The organism is Bradyrhizobium sp. IAR9 (assembly GCF_013408065.1).
Lineage (GTDB): Bacteria > Pseudomonadota > Alphaproteobacteria > Rhizobiales > Xanthobacteraceae > Bradyrhizobium.
Map to the genome: position 1 here is coordinate 192,738 of NZ_JACBZW010000006.1, position 17,422 is coordinate 210,159.

The 17,422-nt window shown below is 62.0% G+C and carries 22 protein-coding genes and 1 tRNA gene; 7 read left to right on the forward strand and 16 right to left on the reverse strand.

Annotated features, from left to right (window positions below; all coding sequences use genetic code 11):
* The first annotated feature begins 51 nt into the window (after positions 1–51).
* The 5 genes from GGD67_RS18310 to GGD67_RS18330 all read left to right on the forward strand — a co-directional run bounded on the left by GGD67_RS18310 (position 52) and on the right by GGD67_RS18330 (position 4,409).
* Positions 52–1,350, forward strand: coding sequence for a hypothetical protein (locus GGD67_RS18310; RefSeq protein ID WP_018322431.1), 1,299 nt, complete (start codon positions 52–54; stop codon positions 1,348–1,350).
* A 161-nt stretch (positions 1,351–1,511) separates the two neighbouring features.
* Positions 1,512–1,586, forward strand: a tRNA-Val gene (locus tag GGD67_RS18315).
* A 487-nt stretch (positions 1,587–2,073) separates the two neighbouring features.
* Positions 2,074–2,301 carry a hypothetical protein gene (locus tag GGD67_RS18320; RefSeq protein ID WP_179734755.1) on the forward strand — a complete coding sequence of 76 codons (228 nt, stop codon included), beginning with the start codon at positions 2,074–2,076 and terminating at the stop codon, positions 2,299–2,301.
* 249 nt (positions 2,302–2,550) lie between these two features.
* A complete protein-coding gene (locus tag GGD67_RS18325) occupies positions 2,551–3,630 on the forward strand; it encodes a ComEC/Rec2 family competence protein (RefSeq protein ID WP_179734756.1) in 1,080 nt (359 codons plus the stop codon).
* Positions 3,627–4,409 (forward strand): hypothetical protein, encoded by a 783-nt coding sequence (locus tag GGD67_RS18330; protein ID WP_179734759.1) that lies wholly within the window; start codon positions 3,627–3,629, stop codon positions 4,407–4,409. Before GGD67_RS18325 ends, GGD67_RS18330 begins: the two co-directional genes overlap by 4 nt.
* Here GGD67_RS18330 and GGD67_RS18335 read toward each other — a convergent pair.
* On the reverse strand, positions 4,406–4,858 hold the full coding sequence (locus GGD67_RS18335) for a hypothetical protein (RefSeq protein WP_179734761.1): 453 nt from the start codon (positions 4,856–4,858) through the stop codon (positions 4,406–4,408). The genes GGD67_RS18330 and GGD67_RS18335 overlap by 4 nt on opposite strands.
* Positions 4,859–5,260: 402 nt before the next feature.
* Between GGD67_RS18335 and GGD67_RS18340 the strand changes: the two genes are divergently transcribed.
* Complete coding sequence (locus tag GGD67_RS18340) at positions 5,261–5,563, forward strand: hypothetical protein (protein WP_179734763.1); 303 nt, start codon at positions 5,261–5,263, stop codon at positions 5,561–5,563.
* Between the two features lie 353 nt (positions 5,564–5,916).
* Positions 5,917–6,483, forward strand: a complete 567-nt coding sequence (locus GGD67_RS18345) for an RNA ligase family protein (RefSeq protein ID WP_312013729.1) — start codon at positions 5,917–5,919, stop codon at positions 6,481–6,483.
* 215 nt (positions 6,484–6,698) lie between these two features.
* Here GGD67_RS18345 and GGD67_RS18350 read toward each other — a convergent pair whose 3' ends face one another.
* The 15 genes from GGD67_RS18350 to GGD67_RS18420 all read right to left on the reverse strand — a co-directional run bounded on the left by GGD67_RS18350 (position 6,699) and on the right by GGD67_RS18420 (position 17,420).
* A complete protein-coding gene (locus tag GGD67_RS18350; protein WP_179734765.1) occupies positions 6,699–7,028 on the reverse strand; it encodes a hypothetical protein in 330 nt (109 codons plus the stop codon).
* Positions 7,025–7,147: a hypothetical protein gene (locus tag GGD67_RS39770; protein ID WP_283814130.1), complete on the reverse strand. Its 123-nt coding sequence runs from the start codon at positions 7,145–7,147 to the stop codon at positions 7,025–7,027. Before GGD67_RS39770 ends, GGD67_RS18350 begins: the two co-directional genes overlap by 4 nt.
* A gap of 79 nt (positions 7,148–7,226) precedes the next feature.
* The gene (locus GGD67_RS18360; protein WP_179734769.1) at positions 7,227–7,727 is read right to left on the reverse strand and encodes a hypothetical protein; all 501 of its coding nucleotides are present in this window, start codon (positions 7,725–7,727) and stop codon (positions 7,227–7,229) included.
* Positions 7,724–8,632, reverse strand: coding sequence for an N-acetylmuramoyl-L-alanine amidase (locus tag GGD67_RS18365; RefSeq protein WP_179734771.1), 909 nt, complete (start codon positions 8,630–8,632; stop codon positions 7,724–7,726). The genes GGD67_RS18360 and GGD67_RS18365 overlap by 4 nt, the downstream gene beginning before the upstream one ends.
* 68 nt (positions 8,633–8,700) lie before the next feature.
* Positions 8,701–9,771, reverse strand: coding sequence for a contractile injection system protein, VgrG/Pvc8 family (locus tag GGD67_RS18370; RefSeq protein WP_312013733.1), 1,071 nt, complete (start codon positions 9,769–9,771; stop codon positions 8,701–8,703).
* Positions 9,768–9,974, reverse strand: coding sequence for a tail protein X (locus GGD67_RS18375; RefSeq protein WP_179734773.1), 207 nt, complete (start codon positions 9,972–9,974; stop codon positions 9,768–9,770). The genes GGD67_RS18370 and GGD67_RS18375 overlap by 4 nt, the downstream gene beginning before the upstream one ends.
* Positions 9,974–10,360, reverse strand: coding sequence for a phage tail protein (locus tag GGD67_RS18380; RefSeq protein ID WP_179734775.1), 387 nt, complete (start codon positions 10,358–10,360; stop codon positions 9,974–9,976). Before GGD67_RS18380 ends, GGD67_RS18375 begins: the two co-directional genes overlap by 1 nt.
* Position 10,361: 1 nt before the next feature.
* Positions 10,362–12,920 carry a phage tail tape measure protein gene (locus tag GGD67_RS18385; RefSeq protein ID WP_179734777.1) on the reverse strand — a complete coding sequence of 853 codons (2,559 nt, stop codon included), beginning with the start codon at positions 12,918–12,920 and terminating at the stop codon, positions 10,362–10,364.
* A 1-nt stretch (position 12,921) separates the two neighbouring features.
* The gene (locus GGD67_RS18390) at positions 12,922–13,059 is read right to left on the reverse strand and encodes a hypothetical protein (RefSeq protein ID WP_179734779.1); all 138 of its coding nucleotides are present in this window, start codon (positions 13,057–13,059) and stop codon (positions 12,922–12,924) included.
* 20 nt (positions 13,060–13,079) lie between these two features.
* Positions 13,080–13,364, reverse strand: a complete 285-nt coding sequence (locus GGD67_RS18395; protein WP_179734781.1) for a phage tail assembly protein — start codon at positions 13,362–13,364, stop codon at positions 13,080–13,082.
* A gap of 66 nt (positions 13,365–13,430) precedes the next feature.
* On the reverse strand, positions 13,431–13,934 hold the full coding sequence (locus GGD67_RS18400) for a phage major tail tube protein (RefSeq protein WP_179734783.1): 504 nt from the start codon (positions 13,932–13,934) through the stop codon (positions 13,431–13,433).
* Between the two features lie 12 nt (positions 13,935–13,946).
* On the reverse strand, positions 13,947–15,356 hold the full coding sequence (locus GGD67_RS18405) for a phage tail sheath C-terminal domain-containing protein (RefSeq protein WP_179734785.1): 1,410 nt from the start codon (positions 15,354–15,356) through the stop codon (positions 13,947–13,949).
* An 82-nt stretch (positions 15,357–15,438) separates the two neighbouring features.
* The gene (locus GGD67_RS18410; protein WP_179734787.1) at positions 15,439–15,912 is read right to left on the reverse strand and encodes a hypothetical protein; all 474 of its coding nucleotides are present in this window, start codon (positions 15,910–15,912) and stop codon (positions 15,439–15,441) included.
* Positions 15,913–15,927: 15 nt separating this feature from the next.
* On the reverse strand, positions 15,928–16,359 hold the full coding sequence (locus tag GGD67_RS18415; RefSeq protein WP_179734789.1) for a hypothetical protein: 432 nt from the start codon (positions 16,357–16,359) through the stop codon (positions 15,928–15,930).
* Between the two features lie 158 nt (positions 16,360–16,517).
* Entirely contained in the window at positions 16,518–17,420 is a 903-nt protein-coding gene (locus GGD67_RS18420; protein ID WP_179734791.1) for a hypothetical protein, read from the reverse strand.
* Between the last annotated feature and the right edge of the window lie 2 nt (positions 17,421–17,422).

The following is a 17,422-nucleotide window of genomic DNA, read 5'->3' on the forward strand; positions in this document are numbered from 1 at the left end:
CCATGGCATGGTCGTTGGTGAATTTTTCCTTAAGCTTGGGAGTTCTGCCCCATGGTCGAACCGATCATGTACCTGGCGATCGGTTTCCTGCTGTCGATGCTGTGCGGGCTCGCGATCGTGCCGCTGGTGCATAACCGCGCCGTGCGCCTGACCACGCGCCGATTGGAGGCCGCAACGCCGCTGTCGATGGCCGAGATCCAGGCCGACAAGGACCAGCTCCGCGCCGAATTCGCCATGTCGGCGCGGCGGCTCGAGATGAGCGTCGACCAGCTCAAGAACAAGACCACGAGCCAGCTCGCCGAGCTCGGCAAGAAGAGCGACGCCATCAACCGCATGAAGATCGAGCTCGGCGAGAAGAACGCCACGATCTTCGCGCTGGAGGCGCGCGAGAAGGCGGTGAAGGAGCAGCTCCGCGCCACCGAAGAGGAATTCAACGCCAAGACCGAAGCCCTGCGCGCGGCCGAGAACGCCCTGACCGACAAGCAGAACGAGCTCGCCAAGATCAACTCGGAACTATCCGACCGCTCGATGATGGCGGAGAGCCGCCAGGTCGAGCTGGTCGCGGTGCGCGCCCAGATCGAGGAATTGAAGAACCGCGTCGGCGATGCCGAGAAGGAATTTGCCGCCACCCAAGCGCGCCTCGCGCAGGAGCGGACCGAATCCGAGACCGCCTCGCGCGAGCTCGGCGATGCCCGCGGCCGGGTCGAGAATCTGAGCCAGCGCGTCACCGAGCTCGATCGCCAGCTGATCGGACAGGTGAAGGAAGCCGAGATGCTGTCGGGCCGCGTCGCCGACCTCGAGGGACGGCTCGCGACGCAAGGCAAGCTGCTCGCCGAGCGCGACTATGAGAACAACCAGCTCCGCCAGGCCCATGAGGGCGATGAGCGCACCATCAAGGAGCTGCGCGTCCAGATCGCGGCCTTGAGCGGCGGCAAATCCTCGGCCGCCATGGAAGCGCTGCGCGCGGAAAAGACCGCGCTCGAGGAGCAGCTGCGCACCGCCCGCGACGAACGCGCCAAACTCCAGCGCGACATCAACGCGATCCAGCAGCAGGCGGAAAGCTCCTGGGCGACCGAGCGCATGGAGAATGCGCTGCTCCGCGAGCGCATCAACGACATCGCCGCCGAGGTGGCGAAACTCGCGATGCAGCTCGAAGGCCCGAACTCGCCGATCGAGGCGCTGCTGGCGGCCGAGGCCGGTCAGCCGCCGAAGCCGGCGCCGCGCCCGGCCAACGACGCCGCGACCAACGGCGCGGCCGCAGGCAGCCTGCCCGAAGGCGGCGGAACGCTGGCCGAGCGGATCCGGGCGCTGCAGGCCCACGCCTCCCGCGCCCGCCAGCAGGGCGCGTAACCAGCCCAAAATCCGGCTTCCCCTCGCGAATTTGCGCGACCGGCCAAGGTTTTCCGCCCCCGCGGCGCCTGGAAACTTGACACCTTAAGCCCGCACTTCTAAATCGCGGGCTCCGATGCGCCGGCCGGCCGAACAGGTCCGGCCGTCTGCATGATGGTCCCGGGCGCATAGCTCAGCGGGAGAGCGTTCCCTTCACACGGGAGAGGTCCAAGGTTCGATCCCTTGTGCGCCCACCATCCAACGCTCTGAAATCCCTCGCAAATTAGCCCTGCCCCTGGAATGCCAGAGCGCAACCAAGCGCCTCTAAGGGCAGATCAGAGTAAGAACATCTGTGCATATCCGTGCATTCTACGTGCAAAATCCGGGCAGCTTGTTCCCCGCCTGTTCTCGCAAAACAAAGCCCGCTCGGGTGGCCTTATTTTTGCCAAATGCGAAGCGCGATGTTCGGTTGCGGCCCTGATGATTGCAATCGCAGGGGCCTTACTAGTCGAGACTGAGTTAGGCCAGCGGCCCGAAACCTACCACGACCCCCAAGAGGGTCAGACTGGGGATACTCAACTCGGCTTCACCGAGGCTAACCGCGCAAAGCATTATGGTTTTGGGCTAACCACCCAACAGCAATCCTAACTAGGTTGTATTGCCTGATCAGCAATAAGGCGCCCGGAGTAGTTCCCGGGCGCTTTTGCTTTTAGTCCCACGCATTCAAATGGATTGGCGGTCCCAATGGCCAAATCGGAAATCCAGCGCGGCAGCTTTTTCTACGATTTGAATGGGCGTGAATTTCGCGGCTCCTACCGCCTAGAGCAGGGTCATTTGGATGTAGACACCCCACACGGGAAGGCCCACGCCGCCCTAAACATCCAGAGCATGGAGCAGATCATTCAGATGCTCTTATCCCTGCATCTGGGGGGCGGTAGGCTAATTAAGACAGTGGCGCTCGGCACCAATTGAGAACGGCCTGTTCCGGGTGGCGTGTAGGGCCGGGCTCGAAAGCATCGTCTCGAAGCACCGCGACACCCGCCACCGGCCCCGTACATGCGATTGGCGGAAGATCAAGAACCGCGAGCACCCCGCTTCTCGCGGGAGTTTTAGGGCGCGACGTCCGTAGCACCAACTCCAAGTAGAGAGTTCCACTTTCTGGTTGACACCTTGCGGTTCCGGGTTGAAACGATCGTGCATTACTCGCCAAGGAGTTGCAGAATGTCGATTGAAATCGAGTTTCTGCCCTGCAGTGACGATCACGGCGACGCTATTTGCGTCCGGTTCGGCAACGATCAGCAGGGTTACCAAGTTCACCTTATCGACGGCGGTTATGCCAACACTGCCGATACAATCATTGAACACATCGAATCGCATTACGGCCGCAACATCACAATCGCGAACGTTGTGCTTACGCACGCTGATGATGACCACGCAACAGGGCTTGCAAAAGTCATTGAGCGCTTCCCGGTGCAGAATATCTGGATGAACCGGCCATGGCTCTATGTGCGCGAGACGATCCAGCACTTCCATAAGAACTTCGGCGAGGAAGGTCTCTACAAGAAAATGCGGGATCTGCACCCGTACCTCATCGATATCGAGAACGTGGCGGCCAAGAAGAACCCTCGGCCACAGATCAACGATGTGTTTCAGGGGACGATGATCGGGCCATTCCTCGTGCTCGCTCCCTCGCGCAATCGCTATATCGAAATGATCCCCTTCATCGAAAAGACCCCTAAAAACTACAGCGCACCCGCCAGCCAGACCTTACTTGGCGGGCTCTTCGCCGAAGCGAAGAAGGCGGTCCAAGAGTTTATCGACGAGAAGTGGCACATCGAGACGCTCCCGGAGAATCCCCAACCACCAACGTCCTATTCGAACGAATCGTCGGTGATCCAGTACGGAATCATCGAGGGCAAGAATATCCTACTCACTGGAGACGCCGGGCCGGTTGCGCTCGCGGAGGCGGTGAACTATGCCGCTCAGCGGGGTCTTCAACGTCCTGATTTCATTCAGGTGCCGCATCATGGCAGCAGGCACAACGTCACGCCTACGGTCCTCAACGCGTGGCTCGGAGCTGCACAGGGAGAGAACGATCCCCGTCGCGGCGTTGCAATGGCCTCAGTCGGCACGAAAAAGCTAGACTATCCACGCGGGCAAGTAATCAACGCCTTTAAGAGGCGCGGTTACCCAATCTGGACCATGCGAGGAAAGGCGCTCTGCATGCCTTACAACCGGCAGCATCGTCCCGGTTGGTCCTCCTCTGAGCCAGAGGCATTCCGCACGAAAGTCGAGAAATGAAGATCAACCTCAGTATGCCGGATGCCTATTCGCTGCGCGCGCGTCTGATTCCGGCGATCATCGCAGGCGCGCCGGCATTCGCTCTGGCTGCAATCCTTGTGTCGTGGAGCTCGTTCAACTTTACACAGCTCGTCGCTGCCCTTGGCTTGACGGCTCTGTTTTCGGTGTTCTCAAACGTCGCACGCGTGCGCGGCAAAGCGATTGAAACAGGGATATTCGAGCGGATGGGTGGTATGCCGAGCACTGTCATGCTCCGACACCGCGACACAAGCTTCGACTCGGTCAGCAAAGGGAAAATGCACGCCTTCCTCGCCCAGAAGCTCAACGAACAGGCTCCCACAAAACAGCAAGAGGAAGCTGACGCTGCGTCGGCTGATGGCTTCTATGTTCGGGGCGGCAACTGGTTGCGTGAAAATACCCGCGACACGAAAAAGTTTCCGATCGTGTTCGGCGAAAACATCAATTACGGCTTTCACCGTAATCTACTTGGGTTGAGGGTGCCGGGCTTTGCGCTCAATGCATTGATCGTGATCCTCTGCGGTTCCTTGCTATACTTTCGCCTTCCAATCGATTTCTCACGCCGGTTCGATCAGGCGCTTCTTACCGTCCTCGGCGTCGCAGTTCTGCACGCGTTCTATCTCGCATTCTTTGTCAACGAGGCAAACGTCTTCCTGGCCGCGCGCCTCTATGCCCGCCAGCTTCTCCTCAGCATCGATAAGCTCGATAAGCCGGTAACACGGGCAGCGGCGGCGAGCCCGCGCAAGAAGAAAGACGCCTAACGACGCGCCCGCTTTGCAGGTGCCCTAGGCGGCTCGGTACAGGTGCCCGGCACACATAGGCAGATCAGGTTCGGCCGCCGCGTCGCGCCGGTCTCGATCCGGCAAGGTTGGCAGAAGAGCACTCTCCCAAGCGAGTGGATCGGCTTCTCGCGCGGCCAGACGAGATCGGGCAAGGACACGCGCTCGAAGTGGCGGCAGGCCCCGCACTTCACTTCGAGCAGCGTGAAGCCCGCCTGGATCGCCGCCGCGATGGTCGGTGAAGGATTGGCCTCGCCGCCCAGGAAGCGCCGCGCGTTCCACTCTTCGCAAGCCAGCCGGTGCGCGACATCATAGGCCGCGACCATCTTCTTCTCTAACTCGGCGTGCAGTTGTTCGGTGCGCGCAAGCTCCCGCGCGTAGTGCTTACGGTCGCCGCCTGAGAGCGGCATCATGCGGATGATGCGGGCCATGTGCCGATCCTACCGCCGGAAGAACGCGAGTCCCAGCCGCTAGGTTTCGTGGTTAATGCGCCGTCCAAATACAATGAGACCCGCTCGGGTCTCCCCGGCGGGTCTCTCAAAGCCGTGTCGCCCACGGCCCCCTTATCGTTCTCAAGGCATTTTTGCGGATCGCGGTCGTCGGAACGGTTGCGACACTGTTGCTTGCCGGGCGGGTACGAAGGCCGCCGTCAGAACGAGATCGGGTCTCGGATCAAGAAGTTCGATTTAAGGTAAGCATGAGAAGGGGTTTACTTCTTCATGACTGTGCTCCAAGTCAGTTGCGGAAGTCGTTCCGCCTCAACGGCGATGGCTTACAGTAGCGATTAGAAGGCCCGTGACATGCCCATTCGAGTAGCCCTTGCAACCGCCGCCGTGATCGCGACGGTCGTCTCCGCGCACGCGGCAAAGCGATTAGAAGTCGGGCAATCCGGCGTGCTGCACACGACCGCCTTGGCCTGCCCTACACTTGAAGGTTTGCAGGCCGTGTTGAATACGGCGAAGGCGGACTTTGATGCCGGTCTCGCGAAGGGCGCGGCCGAAGGATGCAAGTCCTACGGCAAGGGGCTGGATATCTTCGTTGTCGAAGTCCCCAACGCCTTCGTCGCCTGCGTTCGGCCGAAGGGAGAGAAGTCCTGCGTCTGGACGACGCAGGATCGCGTTCACGCAATCGACTGATTAGGCTCCGGGGCGAGCGGCGTATTCGAGCGCCGCCGCTCCGAGGTTCACGGCGAGAGCCGTCCCAACCACGTTGACAATGTTGTCCGGCGACATGGTGCCGCGACAACTCCGGATGGTACGACACGCTACAAGATCACAGAGGTTTTGGAATTTACACCGGCGGAACAGCGAATCGCGATGGAGTTGAAAGAGCCCGTGGCAAGCGACGCGGCGGGTCAGCCCAGCGGTGAAGAATCTCCCGGAAAAGACTCGGATTCTTGCCCGCATTGCCTATATTTCCCGGCATGCGATGGCGATCGAGTTCAATTGTACGCCCCGCATCCGGCTTCATCGAACCGTGCATCCCGACCGTGGCAAAGCTCGCTCCGGTGGGGCCGGATTGGGTCTACGAAATCAAGCACGACGGATACCGGCTCATGGTGCGTAAGCACGATGACCGTGTGCGTGTGTTCACTCGCCGAGGTGCCGATTGGACCGCACGCTTTCCACGGATCATCCAAGCTGCGCGGAAGATCAAGGCCACATCGTTCCTGCTCGATGGCGAGGGGATCGTCTACGACGGCAAAGGGATGCCAAACTTCGCGCTGTTGCACTCCCGAGAATACGACAACGAAGTTTCGCTCTGCGCGTTCGATCTGCTCGAATTAGCAGGGACCGAAGTACGCAAGCAGCCGCTCGATGAGCGTAAATCGCTGCTGGCTGATTTGCTCATGAAGGTAAAGGACGGCGTAGAGTTCAACGAACATATCGAGGGCGCTGGCCCGATGATCTTCGAGCACGCCTGCAAGCTCGGACATGAGGGCATCGTGGCAAAACGAAAAGACCTGCCGTACGAAAGCGGCAGGTCTCGTCGCTGGTTGAAGATCAAGAACCCGCACTCGCCCGCTGCCAAGCGCGTGGAAGATGGGAGCTTCTGATGAATCCTATGAGCACGTTCGACCCGCAACGCCCCTGCATGGTACATGACCGTCTCAACGATCAGACGATCGCGTGGAAGCCTGAGTGGGCCGACGACTATCGGCAGTATGGCGAGCCGTACGATAATCCAGACGTCATCTCTTGGGATGGGCTGCTGCTTGACGGGTGGTCGCCCAAACTTAGCTAAGTGGCGCGGGCTTTCCGAAAGCGACGATCACTTCCCATTCTGACTCAGAAACTTGTCGAACCGCTCGCCGATTCGATCCAGCGATCGCACCAACCGCTCTTCCAGGCGGTCGATCAAATGAATCGTCGCGTATTCCTGCGCGACCTTCTCGCGGAACTGAGCGAGATCACGTTCGATGGATGCGGCGAGGCGCTGCGCTTCGGCAGCGGCCATCTTCGCCTCATTAGCGATGGCCTGCCCCGCTTTCGCAGATGCCTCGTTCCTCGTGTGCAAGACCGCGTTGCGAATGAGCACGCCGATACCAGAACCGACGAGACCTACGATGCCGAGCACGACACCTTCTTCGAGAGTGATCATTGAGCTGAGGCCGATGCTTTGAGGCGCACATTGCGCACGTTGTTGCGAGAGACGCGGAGCCGCTTGTTCGCTTCCTTGCGGGCCGCTTCTTCGAGCTTCCATGCCACGCGCGCGTCCATGCCGGGCTTCACCTTCGGAGCGGGCACTTCGTCGAGAACGAGAGTCGACTCGTGCGGCACGGCGAAGTCGGGCGACGGCCTAGCGCTTTCCGTGGTCTTGCACGCCGCCAGTGAAATCGTCAGGAGTGAGCAAGCAAGCAGCGTTCGGGCGAGCCTTGAGGCGTTTTTCATAGTCATCGATTTCGTCCTGTGCTTCCAAGGCGCGCTGCGCCGCTTCGTCTCGCTGCTTGCTCGCGGTCTCGGCAGCATCGAGCGCCATTTCGAGGCTCGACTTCTGCCGTGCGATCACGTCGTCTCGCGCCGAAATCTGATCTCGAAGGATCTTTGCTTCAGTGCGGTTGTCGGCAGTTCTGAAGCCGAGCAGGAAGACGAGGGCCGCGAGGGCCACGATGAAGACGAGCTTCGCGGTCTTGGCGTAGCCGCCAAGCAGCGTGCTCACGATTGGCAGGTAGCCGACCCCTGCGGCCACGACGATCAGCAGCCCGAGGGCGGACAGCGCGATCTCGGAAGTCGCAGCCGCCCAAAGGAAGTCGCTAATCGCCGTGGACGCGAAGGCGTCCATGAACCACTGCTTGATCATTTCTTCTCCAACCAAATCCAGAGAGCGAGGCCGATCAGGATGAAGGTGCCCAGGGCGACGATCACCTTCCAATCCTGAAGCAGGCCCAGGAAGGAAGTGATGGACAGGCCGCCGAACAGGCCGGACGCCGCCGTGATCTTGCTCTTGATGAACGCCTTCAGCTTGCCGGGAGCGGTCGCACTCTCGTCACGAACATCGCTCTGCGGTTCGAGCGTGACCTGCTCTTCGCCGGACTCGTCGGAGTCGTGGCGCTCGCCGTCTTCCGGCGCCGCCATCAGCGCCACCGGATGGTACGGCAGCGCCGACGCCTTCAACTGATCGAGCGGGTACAGCGGATTGGTGTCGATCTTCCGACCGGGCGAGATCATCCAATGCGTGATGATGTCCTCGATCTTGAAGGTCTCCGCGAGCGCAGCGCAGAGGTCGGTGACAGCGGCGATCTGCTCGGGGCTGTAGTGCAGCCAGTAGCCCGCACCGTGCGCCGTGGTCTTCGCATACTCGACCTTCAAGGACGGGTCCTTGTTGGTGTCGATGGTGCAGATTTCGTTCTTGTAGACGCCGTCCGACACCTTCTGAAGCTTGCCGGGGTTGTCGATCTCGATGCCGACCGCGTAGCTGTTCATGAACTTCAGCCCCTTCCATTGGGACTGCCCGGCGTGCCACGCCACGACGTTGAACAGCACAAGCTGGGTGATCTTGCCCTGGCGGCTCACGACGACATGCGCCGAGACCTTCGCTGCCGGGTTGGTCAGCCACGAAATGTCGCCGTCGTCCTTGAGGCCCGACGCGGTGTCGTGGATGACGATGAAGCGCGGCTTCAGCGCGCCGCCATGGTTCGGGCTCTTCTTGAACGGCAGCGCTACGCCGTTCCGATAGCCCATTCCATTCTTGATGGTGATCGACATGGATGCCTCCGTTTGCTGAAGACATCATTGCCAATCGTTGCATTCCGCGCAGGGCCGTTCGAGTCGCCCTACTCCCCGCCGCCACCGCCCCAAAATTCGTCGCTTCCCTCGCCCGCAGTCTCGCAAGAGATGCGCGTCGTGAGGCCCTGATCGTTCAGCCGGTGCGTCGCCGACTTGATCGTGTAGCTGCCGTCGCAGTCGGGATCGAAGCCGATGGCCGTCAGACCCGCACCGGCGAACATCTCAGTGCGCCCCAGGAAGTTGGCGGCGAAGACCTTCTTGCCGCGAGCGAGCGCGCCCTTCGTTGCCTTGGCCTGCGCCTCCGCTTCTTCTTTCGTCTTGAAGAGCTTGCGGCTGCGATAGACCGGAGAGCCACCGCCTTCCTTCACCCACTCGCGCTCGCCCTTCTTGATGTTGTGCCACGCCGCCTCGACCGACTTGTAATCGCCGCGCGTCGAGCCGGTGCAATCCCAATCGGTGACGCCGACTTCGGTCAGCATGAAGACAGGGGCCGCGCCGCCGCTAGGAAGCACGCCAGAGCCCGCTTTGTTGAAGATGACCTTCTCGTCAGCCAGCTTGAAATTCGCGCCCACGCGGCCCGCCAAGCGCGTCAGGAAGTTCAGGTCGGACTCGCTCGACTGATCGATGTGGTCGATCTTGATCCCGCCGACCTCGCCGTTGACGATGGCCGACAGGCCGTTGCGACCGGCGATGTACTGAACGATGTCGTCCACGCTCTTCTCATGATAGGAGCGCGACTTCGGCGACTTGATCTCGGTCGTGAGACCGGCGGCCTTCGCCGTCACGGTCATGATTTTCGGCCGCCCCTTCTTCGTCCACGAGTCGATAAGGAAGGTGCCCATGTAGTTGACGCCGGTCTCTAAGAAGCCGAGCGAGACCTGAAGCTTCGAGCCCTTGCCGGGCGCGGGGATGTACTCGCGATTGTCGATCTCAAGCTCGCAGCTATCGGACTTCTTGCCCTCATTGTCCTGAACGGTCAGCGAGAGCAGCGGCCCGCCGCCCAGGACGCCGCCGGGGATGACATGGCCGCCGCCTTCCAAGGGCAGGCCGAAGGGTGCCGGGATCAGGTTGGCCGTGATGTCGCGACCGTCGAGCAGGATGCGTGCAGCGGGCGTCACGACCAAATCCTCGCGGCCGTCTTGGCCTTCTTCACGGTGAAGGCCGGGATGTTGATCGTCATCCCCTGGGGCAGCTTCGTCCCTGCCGCAGCGAGGCCGGGGTTGGCGCGCAGGATCGCCTCCGTCGCGCCATGCGTGACGCCGAAGCGACTGTAGGCGATCAGGTCAACCGTATCGCCTTCGATGGTCAGGTATTGCTCCATCAGACGTAAGCCTTCAGATCAATCGTGAACTCGATCTTACGAGGCGCGCCGTCTGACATCAGGGTCTCTTGGCCCTCCCTGATCTTCTCGATCACATAGTTCCCGAGATACCGGCCGAAGCCGGTGACAAGCGGGAGCGGCTGCCCAAGCCCGGCCTGCGCCCGCATCATATCGACCTGCCGCAACCCGCCGCGATAGTGCGGATAGATCACGCCATCGAGAGTGATCGTGTCCTCGCCGGGGCCGACGTACTGCGGAGCCGGGGCCATGCCGATGCGCTCCGTTGACGGCCAGCGCCATGCAGAGGTCCGGTCGAACTTCTGATAGGCGGCGTTGTTGATCGAGAAGCGGTACGCGCCCAGCGCGAGAAGAACGGTGCTCTGCATATCAATCGCTCAAGAGTCCACGCTGCTCGGACTCGAGCCGGGCGAAGGCCGCGTAGACCGCGTCTTCGGCCGCCCGCCGAACATCGTTGGGGTTGCCGCCGTTGACTTGGACGGTGATCTGCGCGGTGTTGCTGCGCGAGACCGTCGTGCTGTTCTCGCTCGAACTGGCGACCGCTGCCGCACCGTCAGCCGTCAGGCTGCGGAGCCTATTGTTCGGCTCGATGCGGCCGGGCATGCCGGGCACGAAAAGCTCGGGGCCTTGCTCGCCGACAAGATACGGCTTGCCGAAGCTCACGGGTCCGCCCTTTGCGCGAGCGCCAGCGATGGGCGCAGGGGCAGCGCCGCCCGCCGGGGCTCCCTTGCTGCCGCCACTGCTAAAGATGCCCTTGATCGCGCTGCCCAAGGACATCGCCTTGTCGATGGCGGTCCCGAAGAAACCAATGAGGCTTTGGATCGCGGAGATCACCGAGCGGACGCCCGAGGCCGCGACACCGCCAACCGTCTCGCCCCACTCGCGCCACTTCGCGTTGGTCGCATCGAGCGGCCCGAGCAACTGCGACATCCAATTGTAGACCGACGCCAAGCCATCGGCGATTGCCTTCACGGCCGGACCGGCGGGGCCGAGACCTTCCATGAAGCCCTTGCCGAACCCGGCGAAGAACTCCTTGACGCCCGCCCAATTGTTGTAGACCCACACGCTAAGGGCCGTCAGGGCGACGACCAGCGCCGTGATGATCAGGCCGACCGGGTTGGCGACAAGCGCCCACATGGCGAGGCCGATGGCGCGCAGAGCCGTCAGGGGGAAGAGCAGGATCGACCGCCCCAGGGCGAGCAGAGAGCCGCCCAGGGCCGACAGCGTCGCCCCTGCCCCAAGAGCCGTCAACATTCGGAAGCCCACTGCCATGGCCGCCAAGCGGCCTACAGCGGCAGCCCCGACGCCAGCGATCACACCGGCGAGCAGACGGAAGGGCAAGAGCATCCCGAGCACGGCGAAGTTCATGCCGCGCATGGCGAGCATCGCCACGCGGCCGAGCGCGCCCAGGACAAAGAGCAGCGGACCGGCTGCCGCACCGGCGGCGGCCAGATAGACGCCGGTCTTCAGCAAGGCCGGGTTCGAGTCCGAGAGCTTTTGCAGCGTGTCGGCGATCTTCGTAAAGGCGTTGGCGATGTCGTTGCCTACCGTCTCGACGATGGTGTTGCGGAACTTCTCCCATGCTGCGCCGAGCTTGAGCAGGACGGCGGGCAAGCCTTGGTTGGCGATCTTGTATTGCTTCTGCGAATAGCCTTCCGACTTCTCTTCGACCTCTTTGATCATCGCGGGCAGATCAGCCTTCAGCAACGCCATGTAACGCGAGATGTGGCGCGCTTCGAGAATCTGCGCGATGTCGCCGGTGGTCGCGACACCGTCGTCCATCTTCTTCTTCAGGTCGGTCATGAACTTCGTGATGTCCACCTTCGACCCGGCAGCCGCGACGGCGTCGTTCACGGATTCGGAAATCTTGTCGGCATCGACCGCCGACGAACTGCCGATCGCTCCCTGAACAGCCTTCGTGATCGCGGCCGACAACCCGGCGTGATCGCCCTTGTTGTTCTTGATCGCGTCGACGATCTGGCCCTTCACGCTGCTCGCGTCGATGCCATCGGCCTTCAGGTTCTCAAGGACCGTGTCGGCCGTGACGGGGCGCGCCTGGGTGTAATCGGACAGGTTCATGCCGATCCGGCTCAGCGCCTTCATGCCACCCTTCGGCATCTTGACGAGACGGACGATGGCAGAGCGAAGCGCGACGCCCGCTTCGGAGCCGAGCACACCGGCCTTCGCGAACGCCATAACCATCGCCGTGACGGAGTCGAGCGAGTTGCCGGTCGTCGCCGCGACGCCGCCCGCATACTTGAACGACTCCGAGATGTCCTTCATGGACGCGACCGTTGACACGGCGGCGTAAACCATGCGGTCCGTGACGACCTGCGAAGACTTCATCGCCTGCTCATAGGTCTTCATGGGCATGCGGAATTGCGTGATGGTCTTGCTCAACGACGCGCCGACATCGGCAGGCGTCATGTCGCCCGCCAGTGCAGACGCGGCCAAGACTTGTTCGAGCGCACCCTTGGCCTGCTCGAACGTGAAGCCAGCCTTCAGAAGCTCGGTCGCCGACTTCATGATGCCGGTCGCGCCACCGGCGTCATACCGACCGGCCATTTCCTGCGCCATCTTCGAAAGCTCGATGCGCTGTTCTTTGGTCGCTTCGCCCAACGCCTCGACCATGTTGCCAGCCTTGGCGAACTCGGCGGCATCCTTGATCATGCTCGCGCCGAACCACGCAGCGGGCGTCGTGACACCAAGGGTCGCGTTGCGACCATGCCGCTGGATCGCGGCCATGCGCTTCGACGTGTTGGCGAGATGATTGTTCACGGCCGCGAACGGCGCGTTCATTTTTGCAGCCATGCCAGCGAGCGAAGCTCCCAGGCTGTTGACCTGGGTCTTCGCTGCGTTGACTGCGGCGTTCAGGCTGGGGCTGACCTTGCCCCCGATATTGACGAATACGGAGAAGCCGGTCGCCATGTTACTTTGCCTTCATCGCCTTGTTGATGTCGGCCTGAAGCTTTGTCGCGTCTTCAAGCCAGCCGTAGAAATCGTCGAGGGACATTTCCTCGACTTCCGAGATCGAGAAGCCGCCTTTGGTCAGCCGAATGAGCGTCAAAATCCCCTTGCGGAGATCGCTTAGCTCGACTGACCCCCACGAAAAGCGTCGAGTTGCGCCCCCAGCTTCATGGCGTCGATCTCGTCAAGCTCCGCGATCACGTCCGGCGAGACGTTGCAGAGGTCGGCCAGAAGCAAGATGCCCTTGTCGGCATCGTGGCCCTTGAACTTGGCGGCCTTCAGCGAGTCCTTCGTCTTCGGACGGCGCATCGTCAGCGACGTGTAGTTCTTGCCATCCACGTCGAACGGAAAGTCGAGCGTGATTTCCGCCGACAGCCGCATGTCCTTCTTCACTTCATCAGTCACAGTCTAGTTCTCCCGCTTAGTTGTGGCCGACCCGCCGTAGCGAGGTCGGCCGTTGGTTGTGGTTGGTTACATGCCCATCGCGGTACGGATAGAGGCAAGCTGATCCACGCCGTTGACCACGCGGATCATGTTGTCGATGTCAATCTCGACGACGACGGTGTCCTGAATCTGAATCTTCAGATACCGGATGGACATCTCGGCTTCGTTCTGCGTCAGGTCGCCTGCTTTCCAGGTGCCCAGCGTGTTCTTCTTGAAGCCGCCGTGCAGATCGACGGTCATCGGGACCGCAGTCTCGCCGTCACGCTGAAGCGCGCCGCGAAGCTGGATACGGGCGGCGTTGCCGTCCATGTTGCCCCAAAGGCCGAGAATCTGGTTGGCATACTCGCCGAAGGTGAACTTGGCGCTCAGAGTCTCCAAGCCCATGTCCAACTCGACATTGCCGTCCATACCGCCGCCGCGATACTCTTCGGTCTTCACCGAAAGCTCGGGCAGTTCGACTTCGGAAATGCGTCCGGCATAGCCGACGCCGTTCACGAAGCTGTTGAAGTTGCGAAGTACGCGCGGGATCATCTTTCGTCCCCGTTATGCGAAGAGGTTGCGGATGTAGTCCGAGACGAGATGCGACCGGAAGGTCACGCGCTCGGCCGGGTACGGCGGGGTGAAGTCATACGAGAACGTCACATGACCCTGGGAGATGTCGGCTTCGGTGTTGAACTCGGGATCGACCCAGCAGTCACCACCGAGGATCGCACCGCGCACGCGAAGCTGGCGCATGTACGCCTTCACCGACGCAGTCACGTCCTCGAAATACTGCTTGGTGATCGAGCGATCCACCGCCCAGCGATGGGCCTTCGCGATGGAGATGTCGATCATGTCGCCGGTACGCGAGACAGACAGGAAGGCGAACTTCGGATCGGCCGAGCAGGTGCGGTTGCCCCACAAGTACCAACCTTCGTCGCGGATGAACGTCGCGATTTCATTCTCGTTGAGAATGTTGGCGCGGCTGTTCTTGTCGCCGTAGGCGTAGTCGATGGGACGACCGAGGCCGCCGATACCATAGACCTCCTTGTTCGAGGGGGACTCCCAAAAGCCCTTCTCGTTGTCCACGCGCGAGATCAGGCCAGCCACTCGGGCCGACGACCGTTCAAGCGCGTAAGTGTTGGTCTTCACGGACCAGCCGGACACGGTCGGATCGACGATGAAGACGCGGCGCGTGCCGTGGTCCTGCCGATAGGCGAACGCGGCGGCATCGGTGGTTGAGGGACCATCGGCGATGATGTGCGCCTTGAAGCCATCGGCCAGCGACTTCAGTTCGTTGACGACCGGGTTCGCCGATGCGCCGATCTGAATGGTCACGGTCGCGCCGTTGCCGTCGCCGTTGATGGTCGCGGTCAGCGGCGAGACGATGCCGTAGCCGAGCGAGTCGAACTCAAGGCCGGTGATCTTGCCGCCGGTGATGATCGGCTTTGCGGTCGGGAGCACCGCACCCGCACCGCCGCCCGTGAAGGCCACGGTCGCCTGGGTGTAGCCGTCGCCCTGCGCGGTGACGGTGTGACCGGCGACGCCGAGCGGACGCTGATGCGTGAAGCCGGGCGCGATCAGGATCATCGGGGACACACCACACTCGGCTTCGGCTGCACGGAAGCAGTGAATGCCGGTGAATGCGCCGGTGACGGCATCGACACCGCCGATAACCTTCGAAAGCTGTTCGTTCTCGTCCACGTCGTCTTCGACGCGGACCACGACGATGAGCGCACCGCCCTGATCGTAAATCGAGTCGATGGCTTGCGGCAGCGTGCCAGCAGCGCCGATCATAGCCGCCGCCTGACGACGGTTGACGAGCACGGGGGTATTGAGGGGGAACGCCACATCGTTTGCGGCGGGAGCGGTGCCGATCAATCCGATGACGGACGAGCGGACGGTCTGGATCGGCCGGGGGCCGCTATCGACGACGACAGTCTCGACGCCGTGAAGGAAATCGGTAAGGGACATCTGTTCTCTCAATCCTCAGTATTGGGATTGAGCGTACCCTACCGATCACCCTGCCCGGCGTCGGGACCGTTTCGGTATCCCTTCAGAAGGTCTGCGCGAGCAGGAAAAGCGCACGCAACTCTTCAGTGCTCTTGTTCAACTGCTCGGCCGCTCCGACGACGAAGGGGTGCGTGCTTTCGAACTCGGTCGTCCACTGCCAACTGTCCTGCACGTCGCGCGATTGCGAGGCAACGTACTCTTCGATGTCGTCACGCAGCCCGGTTGCGTTCATTGCCAGCCGGAGTTGGCGTGCGCTCGCCTTCAGAACGGCCGGTTGCGTGATGACGACTTGCTTCACCACGCCGTCAACGCGCTCGATGTTACCGCTCACGACTTCCTCGCCAGCGGGCACCATCGCCGGTGACAGCTTGAAGATGCCGATCTGTGCAAGCTCTTCGTCGGGCCAAAGCTCGACAACTTGCCAGCCGTGTTGCACGTCGCCGACAGTGAACGACTGCCCGATGGCAAGCTGGGTGAAGGTCCCGACCGGGGACTCCTGAACGACGATGCTATTCACTGATGCTCCGATCAATTAGGTCCAAGACATGGTTGCAGATGCGTTCGCGCCGCCAGTTGCGGGCGGGCTGTAGACGTAGAAGCGGCTGGGTCCGCCCCCGCCGCCGGTAATGAGCGCGTAGCTCGACCCTGCCACCGGAGCGCCGGGGTCAAACCAATTCCACGTCCTACTGACGAAGCCGCCGCGACCGCCATTGCCGCCGTAGTATCCGACAATAGGGCCTGCGCCCGAGCCCCCCGCGTTGCCGCCGCCGGTAGTATTGGTGGTGCCACCGCTGGCGGTGCCCGGCGATCCGTTCGCGCCGTTCGCCTGATAGTTGAAGTTGCCGTTGCCGCCGCCGGTGCCGCCGTTGGCGATAAGGGTGACCGCCGGTGCCGCAAAGTAGCTCTGCCCGCCAGTGCCGCCCCACTCTTCGTTGGGTCCGGTTGAAGTGTCGGTGTCGAGCATGTTGCCGCCACCACCACCCGCCCCCCAAATTTGCATCGTGAGCGTCTTGTAGACGGGGATCACAACACTTCGCGATCCCGCTCCCCAGCTTTGAGAGCCAGGCACGGAAGGCGGTTCGAGACCGCCCACCCGAATGCGACTGAGGAAGGGCAACAACATTAGGTAACCTTCCAACCTGCACCAAGCCATTGGGCATAGAGCGAATTGTAGACACCCGTGAAAACGAGCGCCCAACCGTTCGCCGCAGTCGCCACCGTGGGCGCGGTGCCATTCGGAAAGCGGATGTTGCTGTTCCAGCTTAAGGTCCGGCCACCCGTCGCATCTTGGACGAACGCTACGTCAACGTTCTGACCATCTTTCGCGTTGATGAAGCTGACCGCGACGTTGCCCGTGAGAACTACGCGAAAGCGCGATCCGATATTGCAGTCGATCTGCAAAGTGCCAGAGCCGCTGTTGCCCAGGTCAACGAACCCCGCCGCCTGCCACGCCTTGTCGGTCGTGACAACGCCCTGCCCCGTGCCGGAGCGGAGATCGGCCAGCACCACGCCATTGGCGATTGCGATGTTGCCGAGCCCCAGGTTGGCGCGGCCGTTCGCTTGCGAGGTCGCGTCCAAGCCCTGCGCAGCCGTGTCGACTCGCAGGCGCTTCGCGAGCGAGTCGAGGATCGCGTTGATCTGCGTCATGTCGGTAAGCTTCGCAGCGATCTCGACAAGCGTGTCATAAGCCGGATCGACACCGGCCTTCAGGTTGTTGATCGCCGTCGTGATCGCCGCCCCGTACTCGCCGACGATGGTCGTGTGAAGCGCCGTCGTGACAGACGTGATCATGTCCTTCACGCGCTTCACAACCGGCACCGCGTCCGTGGCCGTGCCGCCGGTTGCTTCGGCATCCGTGGCGAGGCGGACGCCGCCAAGCTCGGTCTCGGTCGCGGGCTCAACGCCCATCGAGTCCAAGTCTTCGCTGATCGCTGCGAGAGCGTCGCGAATACGTTGCGCGTCTTCACGCGCAACGTTGTCGGGGTGCGGGAGCGGATAACCGCGCGTCGTGATGTCGTTCGGCATAG

Bases quoted from the DNA above. Each gene is read 5' to 3' on its own strand.
- GGD67_RS18350 (WP_179734765.1), bottom strand. From the start codon at position 7,028: ATGATCACTCTCGAAGAAGGTGTCGTGCTCGGCATCGTAGGTCTCGTC.
- GGD67_RS18380 (WP_179734775.1), bottom strand. From the start codon at position 10,360: ATGCAGAGCACCGTTCTTCTCGCGCTGGGCGCGTACCGCTTCTCGATC.
- GGD67_RS18310 (WP_018322431.1), top strand. From the start codon at position 52: ATGGTCGAACCGATCATGTACCTGGCGATCGGTTTCCTGCTGTCGATG.
- GGD67_RS18320 (WP_179734755.1), top strand. From the start codon at position 2,074: ATGGCCAAATCGGAAATCCAGCGCGGCAGCTTTTTCTACGATTTGAAT.
- GGD67_RS18335 (WP_179734761.1), bottom strand. From the start codon at position 4,858: ATGGCCCGCATCATCCGCATGATGCCGCTCTCAGGCGGCGACCGTAAG.
- GGD67_RS18385 (WP_179734777.1), bottom strand. From the start codon at position 12,920: ATGGCGACCGGCTTCTCCGTATTCGTCAATATCGGGGGCAAGGTCAGC.
- GGD67_RS18325 (WP_179734756.1), top strand. From the start codon at position 2,551: ATGTCGATTGAAATCGAGTTTCTGCCCTGCAGTGACGATCACGGCGAC.
- GGD67_RS18405 (WP_179734785.1), bottom strand. From the start codon at position 15,356: ATGTCCCTTACCGATTTCCTTCACGGCGTCGAGACTGTCGTCGTCGAT.
- GGD67_RS18330 (WP_179734759.1), top strand. From the start codon at position 3,627: ATGAAGATCAACCTCAGTATGCCGGATGCCTATTCGCTGCGCGCGCGT.
- GGD67_RS18360 (WP_179734769.1), bottom strand. From the start codon at position 7,727: ATGATCAAGCAGTGGTTCATGGACGCCTTCGCGTCCACGGCGATTAGC.
- GGD67_RS18420 (WP_179734791.1), bottom strand. From the start codon at position 17,420: ATGCCGAACGACATCACGACGCGCGGTTATCCGCTCCCGCACCCCGAC.
- GGD67_RS18365 (WP_179734771.1), bottom strand. From the start codon at position 8,632: ATGTCGATCACCATCAAGAATGGAATGGGCTATCGGAACGGCGTAGCG.
- GGD67_RS39770 (WP_283814130.1), bottom strand. From the start codon at position 7,147: ATGGACGCGCGCGTGGCATGGAAGCTCGAAGAAGCGGCCCGCAAGGAA.
- GGD67_RS18400 (WP_179734783.1), bottom strand. From the start codon at position 13,934: ATGATCCCGCGCGTACTTCGCAACTTCAACAGCTTCGTGAACGGCGTC.
- GGD67_RS18415 (WP_179734789.1), bottom strand. From the start codon at position 16,359: ATGCTCGACACCGACACTTCAACCGGACCCAACGAAGAGTGGGGCGGC.
- GGD67_RS18375 (WP_179734773.1), bottom strand. From the start codon at position 9,974: ATGGAGCAATACCTGACCATCGAAGGCGATACGGTTGACCTGATCGCC.